The organism is Lysinibacillus sp. NPDC095746 (genome assembly GCF_044763535.1).
Classification (GTDB): Bacteria; Bacillota; Bacilli; order Bacillales_A; family Planococcaceae; genus Lysinibacillus.
In genome coordinates this window covers 20,896-27,001 of sequence record NZ_JBIWGL010000003.1, presented here as the reverse complement: position 1 = coordinate 27,001, position 6,106 = coordinate 20,896, and the positions used below count along the sequence as shown (strand labels likewise).

The following is a 6,106-nucleotide window of genomic DNA, read 5'->3' as shown; positions in this document are numbered from 1 at the left end:
ACAGACTAAGTGACGGAAAGAGATCAAAGCGACGGAAGGAACAGACGAGGTGACGGAAAGAGATCAAAGCGACGGAAAGAACTGGCGAAGCGACGGAAGGAATGGTCCAGGTGACGGAAAGAACAGACGAAGTGACGGATCCCCCCCTCCCCCTGCAAACAACAGACGATTTCCCTCCTGCATCCTAATGAGAATAGTCATCTAGCCAACGTGCAATTAAGTCTAAACCGCGACATTTAGTACGCAAACCTTGTAGGATGTAGCAATTATTCAGTATAATAGTAAAATGGGAATTCAAATGTATGGAATTCGTTTGAAAGGAGTTACCTGATTGCAATGAATGAAGAACAACGCTTAGCAAATCAACAAGTCAATCAACCAAAAAAAGAAGACAAGCCTGAAAAGGATTATAGTAAATATTTTGAAACGGTCTTTACGGCACCTTCATTAAAAGATGCTAAAAAACGTGGGAAAGAAGAAGTTAAGTACCATAAGGACTTTAACATTGCAGAAGAGTTTGCAGGTATGGGTACGGGGCGTACTTTTTATATTCGTACGTATGGCTGCCAAATGAACGAGCATGATACGGAAGTGATGGCTGGGATTTTTATGCAGCTAGGTTATACGCCTACAGAGGTGATTGATGAAGCTGATGTCGTGTTACTGAATACGTGTGCTATTCGTGAAAATGCAGAAAACAAAGTATTTGGAGAACTGGGCTTTCTACTAAAATATAAACGTAAAAATCCAGAGATGCTTATTGGGGTTTGTGGCTGTATGTCACAGGAAGAATCTGTTGTAAATAAAATTTTAAGAAGTTATCCACATGTCGATATGGTGTTTGGTACACATAATATTCACCGTTTACCGAACATTTTAAAAGAAGCATATATGTCTAAGGAAATGGTCATTGAGGTTTGGTCCAAAGAAGGCGATGTTATTGAGAATCTGCCGAAAAAACGTCTTGGGTCCATTAAAGCTTGGGTAAATATTATGTACGGCTGTGATAAATTCTGTACGTATTGTATTGTACCTTATACACGTGGTAAGGAGCGTAGTCGTCGTCCGGAAGAAATCATTGCTGAAGTTCGTGAATTAGCGGCTGCTGGCTATAAAGAAATTATGCTACTAGGGCAAAATGTCAACGCTTACGGCAAGGATTTTGAGGATATTGAATATCGACTTGGTGATTTAATGGATGAATTACGAAAAATCGATATTCCACGCATTCGTTTTACAACGAGTCATCCACGTGATTTCGATGATCATTTAATTGAAGTTCTTGCAAAACGTGGTAACTTAGTTGAGCATATTCATTTACCAGTACAATCTGGTTCAAATGATGTGCTAAAAATTATGGCTCGTAAGTATACACGTGAGCATTTCCTTGGATTAGTAGCGAAAATTAAAGCGGCTATTCCGGAAGTAACACTAACGACTGATATTATCGTAGGCTATCCTAATGAAACAGAGGAGCAATTTGAGGAGACATTATCCTTGTACCGTGAAGTAGGCTTTGAAATGGCCTTTACGTATATTTATTCTCCTCGCGAGGGTACACCTGCTGCAAAAATGGTGGATAATGTACCTGAAGAAGTGAAAAAAGAACGTCTTCTACGATTAAATGAAGTTGTAGGGGAGTACTCTCGAAAAGCATTAGAGGGCTTGAAAGGTGAAATAGTAGAAGTTTTAGTCGAAGGTACAAGTAAAAAACGCGAAGATGTATTAGCTGGCTATACGCGTAAAAATCGTCTTGTAAACTTTAAAGCGCCAGTAGATTTAATTGGTCAATTAGTGAAGGTAAAAATAGTTGAGGCCACTTCTTATTCACTAAGTGGTGAATTCATAGAAGTAGTAAAAAATGAAAAGGTGGAAGCGTAAATGTCACAAGTATTGTATACAAAAGATGATTTAATCAAGAAGTCACACGAAATTGCGCATATGATTGCCAATACGCAAGAGGTTGAATTTTTCAAAAAAGCCGAAGCACAAATTAATGAAAACCAATTTGTACGTGAGCGTATTGCAAGCCTAAAAAGCCTACAGAAGCAAGCTGTTAACTTCCAACACTTAGGAAAAGAAAAAGCGCTTAAATTAATTGAAGATAAAATCGAAAAAATTGAAGAAGAAATTAACTCAATCCCAGTGGTTCAACAATTTAAAGAATCCCAAGTTGATGTAAATGATTTATTGCAATTAGTTTCGAACACAATTGCTAACAATGTTACAAATGAGATTGTTCGTTCAACTGGTGGAGATTTACTTCGTGGAGAAACTGGCTCATACGTTGCCAATACAACACCAGGCAGCTGCTCATAAATAAAATAAAAGTAATAGCTCGAATGCTGCATTCGGGCTATTTTTATGTGTTTAACTTCTTTCAGTGGTGTCCAAATATCCGTACCTGTTGCTATTCTTTCGGGACAAAAGACATCCTCTGAATAGAGAAACTTAGTTTAAGAACGCCATGTTCTTTAGTATTACCGAAATGACCGGCATCGTGTTTACCCTCATGCAGGACTAAGTACAAAGACGATTCCGTACGCGTTGCAAAATGTATACTGCGCGAAAGCGATGCGACAGCGGCAAATATTCTCTGTAGCGAAAGCAAAGCCCACAGCTACAAATGTATTCTACGCGACAGCGGCAATTATGCCGAGGCATAATTGAATAATGCTCTTGGAAATTAGCGCATTTCAGACAACATAGTATGAAAAAGTCAGTAATTTGATTCTTAAAAATATATGTTCACCCAATAGGCGCTACCTGCATATGATGGAGTGAAAAGAGTCAAAGGAGGAATTGCGCTGAAACGTTTACGACAAATCGTGACGAGAGCAGTAGTTGCCAAAGGGAAGAAGAGAACGGAAGAACGTGTAACATTAAGTCCATCGAATAAACCGACGAGTATTCTCGGTTGCTGGGTTATCAATCATACTTGCTCCGCGAAAAAAGTCGGTAAATTTGTAGAAGTATCGGGAAAATTTGATGTTAACGTATGGTATGCCTATAGTAGTCATTCGAAAACAGCAGTATTTTCTGAAACGGTGCACTATAAAGACAAAGTGAAGCTTTCTTTTAGAGAAGGCGAAGTGAGTACTGGTGATGATGTTCGTGTACGTGTTATTCAAGAGCCAAACTGCATAGAGGCGATTATCTCTCCATGTGGTACGAAGTTTGAAATCGTAGTAGAACGTGAAGTAGTTGTAGAGGTAATGGGAGAAACGACGATTTGCATTAGCGTACATCCACTAGATTTCGAAGAGGAATGGAATTTTGATGAGAGCTCCTCCTCGTCTTCATCTAGCTCCAGTTCCAGCTCATCATCTAGCTCCAGTGAAGAAGGCAGGTATGTTTTAGAGTCCTCATCGTTTCCTGATGAAAGACAAAGATAATACTAAACATTCTATACATGCGAAGCGCTAACATCTTAAAAAAGATGAATTAAGCGTTTCGCATGTATCTTTTGTTATAATAAAAATATCTATATGGTTAGAGCGAGGGAATTTTTAAAATGACAACATATACACCAATGATGCAACAGTATTTGCAGGTAAAGGAAGATTACAAGGATGCCTTTTTATTTTTTAGATTAGGCGACTTTTACGAGATGTTTTTTGAGGACGCTATTAATGCCTCTCAACTTTTAGAAATTACATTAACGAGCCGAGATGCAGGTGCAAAAGAGCGTATTCCAATGTGTGGTGTTCCACATCATTCGGCAAAAAATTATATTGAAACTCTTGTGCAAAAGGGCTATAAGGTTGCTGTTTGTGAGCAAACAGAAGATCCGAAGCAAGCAAAGGGTGTAGTAAAACGTGAAGTTGTTCAGCTTATTACACCAGGAACGATCATGGAAGGTAAGTCGCTTGATGGTAAAACCAATCATTTTATTGGTGCTGCGGAACAACTTGACGATATGACATTTGGCTACGCTTATTTAGACTTATCTACAGGTGAAGCGGTAGCCTCCTCGATTGAGGGTGACGGTAAGGCACTGTTATTGCAAATGCAGGCATATGGTATTCGTGAATTAATTGTAACGGAAAGTTTGCAGCTTCTATTAGCAGAGCATGCAGTAAACGCGGGTATCGTCCTTTCTATTGAAACAGATGAAATGACAATGGCTAAAGCCGCACATTATTTAGAGGCGGTGCCAAATGATTTACAAATTGCATGTCTTCGTTTGCTCGCTTATATTGATAAAACACAAATGCGTTCATTATCACATATTCAAGCATTTACTTACAATGAAATGAAAAATTATTTACGTATTGACTCTAGCTCTAAGCGTAATTTAGAGCTTATTCAATCTATTCGCGGTGGAGATCAAAAAGGCACACTTTTATGGTTGTTAGATGATACAGTGACAGCAATGGGAGGGCGCAAATTAAAGCAATGGTTACACCAACCTCTTGCTTCACGTGCAGCCATTGAAGAAAGATTAGCATACGTCACTGATTTATTAGAGGAATACTTTGTAAGAACAGAGCTACAAGCCTCTTTAAAACAAGTATATGATTTAGAGCGTTTAGCGGGACGTGTAGCTTTTGGTAATGTTGGTGGACGAGATTTAGCGCAGCTACGTGATTCATTGCGTCAAGTACCTACCATTCAGCAGCAACTACTTGGTACCGCTAAAGAAACATTGCAAAAGCTAGGCGCGGCGCTTGATACGTGTGCAGATGTAGAGGCACTATTAGCACGAGCTATTACAGACAATCCACCAATTACAATAAAAGAGGGTGATGTCATTCGTGATGGCTATGATGCACGCTTAGATGAACTACGCTATGCTTCTCGTAATGGGAAGGATTGGATTGCACAGCTAGAGCAAGAGGAACGGACGAAAACGGGCATTAAAAACTTAAAAATCGGCTACAATCGAATTTTTGGCTATTATATTGAAATTACGAAGTCTAATATCCATTTAGCTGATTTAACACGTTATGAGCGTAAGCAAACTTTGGCCAATGCCGAGCGTTATATTACACAAGAGCTTAAAGAAAAAGAAGCATTAATTTTAAATGCCGAGGAAGAGAGTTTAACGTTAGAGTATAATTTATTTGTGAAAATACGTGATGAATTAAAGACGTTTATTCCACGTGTCCAAGCGTTAGCAGCGAGCATTAGTGAGCTAGATGTGCTAGTAAGCTTTGCAAGTGTTTCAGAGAAATATCGTTTTACAAAGCCGGAGTTTCATGGCGGACGTTCGCTAGAAATTATTGAAGGGCGCCATCCGGTTGTTGAAAAGATGCTTAATAAGCAAATGTATGTACCAAACGATTGTGTACTTGAGGAAAATAACAATATGATGCTTATTACAGGTCCGAATATGTCCGGTAAAAGTACGTATATGCGTCAAGTTGCACTAATTGTTGTCATGGCGCAAATGGGCTGTTATGTGCCGGCTGAAAAAGCTAGATTACCAATTACAGATCAGATCTTTACACGCATCGGTGCAGCGGATGATTTAGCTGCGGGACAATCAACATTTATGGTGGAGATGTTAGAATCTCAGCATGCCATTACGCATGCTACAAAAAATAGTTTAATGCTGTTTGATGAAATTGGTCGTGGGACATCTACTTATGATGGTATGAGCCTTGCTCAATCTATGATGGAATACATCCATGACAAAATTGGGGCAAATACACTGTTTTCAACTCACTATCATGAATTAACGGCACTCGAAAAGGAGCTTCCTCGACTGCAAAATGTACACGTATCTGCTACTGAAAAAAATGGCACGGTTGTCTTTTTGCATAAGGTGAAAAAGGGTGCTGCCGATAAATCTTACGGAATTCATGTAGCACAGCTTGCGCAATTGCCAGAGGAAATTTTAACAAGAGCACAAGTATTGCTTGAAAACTTCGAGGCCGGAAACGAAGCAGAAAACAAAGTAGCCGTGGTACAGGAAGTTGTTGAAAAGCCAGTGCAAATGTCACTATTTTCGGAGGGAGAACCAATCTCTCCAGCAGAGTTAGAAGTGCTGAAAAACCTAGAAAAAGTAAATATTCTTGGCACTTCACCAATGCAAGCGATGAATATTTTATACGAATTACAGCAGCAACTAGTAAACACAAAAAAGTAAAGGAGTGATACG

4 protein-coding genes are annotated in these 6,106 nt (G+C 39.1%); all 4 read left to right on the top strand.

Annotated features, from left to right (window positions below):
- Positions 1 to 336: 336 nt before the first annotated feature.
- The 4 genes from miaB (at position 337) to mutS (ending at position 6,094) form a co-directional block, all read left to right on the top strand.
- Entirely contained in the window at positions 337 to 1,881 is a 1,545-nt protein-coding gene (miaB, locus tag ACIQ7N_RS03170; RefSeq protein ID WP_402930263.1) for a tRNA (N6-isopentenyl adenosine(37)-C2)-methylthiotransferase MiaB, read from the top strand.
- Positions 1,882 to 2,319 carry a YlbF/YmcA family competence regulator gene (locus ACIQ7N_RS03165; protein WP_323652644.1) on the top strand — a complete coding sequence of 146 codons (438 nt, stop codon included), beginning with the start codon at positions 1,882 to 1,884 and terminating at the stop codon, positions 2,317 to 2,319. It begins immediately after the preceding gene.
- Between the two features lie 461 nt (positions 2,320 to 2,780).
- Positions 2,781 to 3,395, top strand: coding sequence for an outer spore coat protein CotE (gene cotE, locus ACIQ7N_RS03160; RefSeq protein WP_323652642.1), 615 nt, complete (start codon positions 2,781 to 2,783; stop codon positions 3,393 to 3,395).
- A 119-nt stretch (positions 3,396 to 3,514) separates the two neighbouring features.
- Complete coding sequence (gene mutS, locus ACIQ7N_RS03155; protein WP_402930260.1) at positions 3,515 to 6,094, top strand: DNA mismatch repair protein MutS; 2,580 nt, start codon at positions 3,515 to 3,517, stop codon at positions 6,092 to 6,094.
- Positions 6,095 to 6,106: the final 12 nt, after the last annotated feature.

Bases quoted from the DNA above. Each gene is read 5' to 3' on its own strand.
- miaB (WP_402930263.1), top strand. From the start codon at position 337: ATGAATGAAGAACAACGCTTAGCAAATCAACAAGTCAATCAACCAAAA.
- ACIQ7N_RS03165 (WP_323652644.1), top strand. From the start codon at position 1,882: ATGTCACAAGTATTGTATACAAAAGATGATTTAATCAAGAAGTCACAC.
- mutS (WP_402930260.1), top strand. From the start codon at position 3,515: ATGACAACATATACACCAATGATGCAACAGTATTTGCAGGTAAAGGAA.